Source organism: Streptomyces sp. NPDC002602 (assembly GCF_042889445.1).
Classification (GTDB): Bacteria; Actinomycetota; Actinomycetes; order Streptomycetales; family Streptomycetaceae; genus Streptomyces.
In genome coordinates, this window is the sequence record NZ_JBIAQX010000043.1 from 1 (window position 1) to 4,999 (window position 4,999).

Sequence of the window (4,999 nt, forward strand, 5' to 3'; positions counted from 1 at the left end):
CGACGAACCCGACCCCCCGACCACCGACCCCACCGGCGGCGCGACACACGGCGCGACCCGCACATCGAGAGAAGGGCTGACAACTGCGGCGGCGTGAGACATGGAACCGTTCCTCCCCTGGACGGATGACTTGCTTCCGCCCTCGTGCCCCCGATCTCAGTTCGTACACCTGTCCTCGGGCCCGCTCCATTTCCAGTCGGTGATCTCCGTCGGATCCACGCCGGTGCGGCGCAGTTCCGCCCGGATCCGGTCGCGTGCGGCGGCGTGGAGGGCGGCCAGTGCCGGTGCCTGCGGGTGGCGTCGCTCCAGGTGGTGCAGTGCGGTGATGGCCAGGTCGTGGCGGGACGTGCCGTTGGCGGCGAGGAGGTCGTAGGGGGTGGTGGTGGTTCCCTCCTCCATGTAGCCGCGGACGTGGAAGCGGTCGGGGTGCGGGCGGCCGTGGAGGAGCTGGTGCACGGCCGAGGGGTAGCCGTGGAAGTCGAGGACGACCGGGGTGTCCGTGCCGAAGAGGGCGTGGAAGCGGTCGTCCGTCATCCCGTTGGGGTGCCGATCGGCGGGGGCGAGTGCGCACAGGTCCACGATGTTGACGACCCGGATCGAGGCGTCGGGGAGGTCGTCGCGCAGCAGGGTGACCGCGGCGAGGGTCTCGACGGTGGGGATGCCGCCCGCGCAGGCGAGGACCAGTTCGGGTTCGTCTCCCCCGCCGTGGGAGGCCCAGTCCCAGGTGGACGCTCCGGCCGCGCAGTGCGCGCGGGCCTCGTCCAGGGCGAGCCATTGGGCGGCCTCGTGTTTGCCCGACACCACGACGTTGACCTTTCCGGTCTCGTCGAGGAGGCGCTCCATGGTGACCAGGAGGGTGTTGGCGTCGGGGGGCAGGTAGACGCCGGTCACCTCGTTCTTCTGGGTGATCAGGTTGTTGATGAATCCGAATCCCTGGTGGCTGTAGCCGTTGTGTTCCTGGCGCCATCCCTCGCTGGTCAGGAGGTAGGTGAGGCTGCTGACCGGGGAACGCCAGGGAACCTCGCGGGAGGTCTTGAGCCATTTGGCGTACTGGTTGAGCATGCTGTCCACGATGGAGGCGAAGGCCTCGTAGGTGGGGAACAGGCCGTGTCCGCCGGTCAGGAGGTAGCCCTGGAGCCAGCCCTGGCAGTTGTGCTCGGACAGGGTCTCCATGACTCGGCCGTCCCGGGCCAGGTGTTCGGCGTACCCGTCGACCGGCCAGGTGAGGGCGCGGTCGGTGGCTTCCAGGACCGCGTCCAGTTTGTTCGAGGCGAGTTCGTCGGGTGAGACGACGCGGAAGTCGCGGCGCTCGGACGTGCGGCGGAAGATCTCCGTGAGCCAGTCGGCGAGGACCTTGTTCGCACTGGCCTGGGTGCGGCCCGGCCCGCTCTCCAGGGCGACGGCGTAGGGGGCGAGCGCGGGCAGGTCGAGGGGCCGGCGCAGTCGGCCCCCGTCCGCGGCGGCCTGCATGCCGATGCGCCGGTCCCCGTCGGGGCAGGACGCGGTCACCTCGGGCACGGGCCGGCCCTTCGCGTCGAAGAGCTCCTCGGGCCGGTAGGAGCGCAGCCACGCTTCGAGGGCGCGCAGTTGTTCCGGATCGTCGTGCGCGTCGGGGAGGGGCACCTGGTGCGCGTGGAACGTCCCCTCGATGCGGACGCCCTCCACCTCGGCCGGAGTGCCCTGCCCCTTGAGGCTGCGCAGGACGATCATCGGCCATCGGGGACGGGGCTCGGGCGACGCCCCGGAGCGGGCCTTGCGCTGGATCTCGGTGATGGTGGTGTGGGCGTCGGCGACCGCCACCACGAGGGCCCCGCCGTCGGGATCGGAGGTGACGTCGACGATCCGGGGGTCCCAGCCGTATCCGCGGAAGAGGTCGGTGAGTTCGCTGTCGGACATCGTGGCGAACAGGGTGGGAGAGGAGATCTTGTACCCGTTGAGGTGCAGGAACGGCAGCACGGCGCCACTGGTGGCCGGGTCGAGGTACTTGGACGAGTGCCATGCGCCCGCGGTCGGACCGGTCTCGGCCTCGCCGTCGCCGACGATGCAGGCGACCAGTCGGCCGGGGGCGTCCAGGGCGGCGCCGAAGGCGGTCGCCAGGGCGTAACCGAGCTCCCCGCCCTCGTGGAGGGTGCCCGGTACGGCCGGGGAGAGGTGGCTGGGGAAGCCGTCGGGCGCGCAGTAGCGGCGGCTGAGTTCGCGCAGCCCCTCGGCGTCCCGGCTCAGCGCCGGGTCGTACGCGGCGTGCGTCGCCTCCAGCCACAGGTTCGCGTGGACGGCGGGTGCGCCGTGTCCGGGGCCCGTCACGAGCAGGACGTCGGCGTCCCGCTGCCTGATCAGCCGGTTCAGGGCGCCGTAGACGAGGGTGATGCCGGGGCAGGTGCCCCAGTGGCCGAGGAGCCGGGGCGCCAGGTGCTCGGGGCGCAGCGGCTCTCCGAGCAGGACGTTGTCCTGGAGGTGGATCAGGGCCGCGGCCACGTAGTCGGCAGCCCGCCGATAGGCCCCCAGGCCCTGGCCGGCGGGCTGCGGCATCGTCGTCTCGCGTGTCATCGGACCACTCCCCTCGCAACGGGACGCCTTCGGCATCACGTTCCGCGCATGCCCCCGCGGTCGTGCGCGAAGCTCACGGGGGCGTGCTCGTGGTGCGGGGGTGGGGCCGCGCGGCTCACGGCCTTCTGGCCGGCCTCCGCAGGACCCTCATGCTGCGGCCGGTGAGGACCGTCCTGGCCGTCGCCTTGAGCTCGGTCTCGTCCTGCGTGTCCTCGCCGTCCAGGGCGGTGTCGAGGGCGACCGTCCAGGCCTCGCCGTAGGCGGCGGGCGGAAGACGGAAGGTGGTGTCCTCGGGGGCGCCGTTGTACATCAGCAGCAGCGAGTCCGGACGGGTGGCGTGCTCGGTGTGGTCCGCCGCGAGGAGGTCCCCGCAGAGGTACACGGTGATGCCGAGGTTGTCGGGCCGGTCCCAGTCCTCCTGGGTCATGCGGTCGCCGTCGGGCCGGAGCCACACGATGTCGGCCGCCGGCGCGGTCGCGTTCGTGGGCGCCCCCTGCGGAAAGCGGCGCCTGCGCAGGACGGGCTGCTCACGACGCAGGGCGAGGGCCCGCCGGGTGAAGGCGAGCAGGTCTGCGTTGGCGTCGTCGAGCCCCCAGTCGATCCAGGACAGTTCGTTGTCCTGGCAGTAGACGTTGTTGTTGCCGTGCTGCGTACGGCCCAGTTCGTCGCCGTGGGAGATCATGGGCACGCCCAGGGAGAGGCACAGGGTGGCCAGCATGTTGCGCTGCTGCCGCGCCCGCAGGCGCAGGACGTCCGTGTCGTCGACGGGGCCTTCCGCGCCGCAGTTCCAGGAGCGGTTGTCGGCCTCGCCGTCGCGGCCGTCCTCCCCGTTGGCCTCGTTGTGGCGGTCGTTGTACGACACCAGGTCGCGCAGGGTGAAGCCGTCGTGCGCGGCGATGAAGTTGATGCCCGCGCGGGGGCGTCGTTGATCGGACTGGTAGAGGTCGGCGGAGCCGGCGATGCGGGCGCCGAACTCCGGCAGGGCGGATTCGTCCCCGCGCCAGAAGGAGCGGACGGCGTCGCGGTAGCGGCCGTTCCACTCGCTCCACAGGGCGGGGAAGTTTCCGACCTGGTAGCCGCCTTCCCCGATGTCCCAGGGCTCGGCGATCAGCTTGACGCGGCTGATGACCGGGTCCTGATGGACGATGTCGAAGAACGCGGAGAGCTTGTCGACGTCGTGGAACTGGCGCGCCAGGGTGGCGGCGAGGTCGAACCGGAAGCCGTCCACGTGCATCTCGGTGACCCAGTACCTCAGCGAGTCCATGATCAGTTGGAGGACGGCCGGGTGCCTCATCAGGAGGCTGTTGCCCGTGCCGGTGGTGTCGAAGTAGTGGGCGGGGCTGTCGTCGACCAGACGGTAGTAGGAGGGGTTGTCGATGCCCCGGAAGGAGAGGGTGGGCCCCTGGTCGTTGCCCTCGGCGGTGTGGTTGTAGACCACGTCGAGGATGACTTCTATGCCGGCCCGGTGCAGTGCCTTGACCATGGCCTTGAACTCGGTGACCTGCCCGCCGAGGCTCCCACCGGAGGCGTAGGCGTTGTGCGGGGCGAAGTAGCCGACGGTGTTGTAGCCCCAGTAGTTCGTGAGTCCCTGGTCGGTGAGGAAGCCGTCCTGGGTGAACTGGTGCACCGGCATCAATTCGATTGCCGTGACGCCGAGTTCCTTCAGGTGCCGGATGACGGCCGGGTGCGCCACCGCGGCGTAGGTGCCGCGCAGCTCCTCGGGGACGTCGGGATTGCGGCAGGTCAGCCCCTTGACGTGGGCCTCGTAGATGACCGAGTCGTGGAACGCGTGGCCGGGAGGCTGGTCCCCGTCCCAGTCGAACTCTCCGCCGGTCACGACGCCGAGTGGTACGTGGCCCAGGCTGTCACGGTCGTCCGGGAGACTCGGGTCCTCGGCCTGGTGCCCGTTCAGGGAGGGGTCCCCGTCGATCTGGCCGTCGACGGCCTTGGCATAGGGGTCGAGCAGCAGCTTCGCCGGGTTGCAGCGCAGTCCCTCGTCCGGGCTCCAGGGGCCGTGGACGCGGTAGCCGTACCGCTGCCCGGGGCCGACTCCGGCGACCCGGCCGTGCCACACGCCCCCGTCCACCTCCGGCAGGGTGATCCTGTGCTCGCCGCCGTCGTCGTCGATCAGGCACAGTTCCACCGTTTCGGCGCAGTCGGAGAACAGGGCGAAGTTCGTCCCCGAGCCGTCGTGGGTCGCGCCGAGGGGGTACGGACGTCCAGCGGATGTATCCATGCAGGAAGGTAAACACGGCAACGGGCGTCGTGCCGTGTCGGCGCCTGTGATGGTGATGGTGCCGAGTGACGTCGTACCGGCGTGACCGTGCGACGCACCCCGGGGCGGGGGGGGGCCCCCCCCCCGGGGGGGCCCCCCCCCGGGGGGGGGGGGCGGGGGGCGCGAAACACACGGGCCGCCCCCCGCGTACTGCCCCCCACAAAAACGATGTCTCAC

At 71.1% G+C, this 4,999-nt stretch carries 2 protein-coding genes; both read right to left on the reverse strand.

All coding sequences use genetic code 11. The annotated features are described in order from the left end of the window. Window positions 1-156 precede the first annotated feature (156 nt). The gene (locus tag ACFYW3_RS39075) at window positions 157-2,547 is read right to left on the reverse strand and encodes a phosphoketolase family protein (RefSeq protein ID WP_389389042.1); all 2,391 of its coding nucleotides are present in this window, start codon (window positions 2,545-2,547) and stop codon (window positions 157-159) included. Between the two features lie 115 nt (window positions 2,548-2,662). Then, complete coding sequence (gene glgX / locus ACFYW3_RS39080) at window positions 2,663-4,783, reverse strand: glycogen debranching protein GlgX (protein WP_351763699.1); 2,121 nt, start codon at window positions 4,781-4,783, stop codon at window positions 2,663-2,665. Window positions 4,784-4,999 lie beyond the last annotated feature (216 nt).

Coding starts and splice junctions, on each gene's coding strand:
- ACFYW3_RS39075 (WP_389389042.1), bottom strand. CDS start 2,547: ATGACACGCGAGACGACGATGCCGCAGCCCGCCGGCCAGGGCCTGGGG.
- glgX (WP_351763699.1), bottom strand. CDS start 4,783: ATGGATACATCCGCTGGACGTCCGTACCCCCTCGGCGCGACCCACGAC.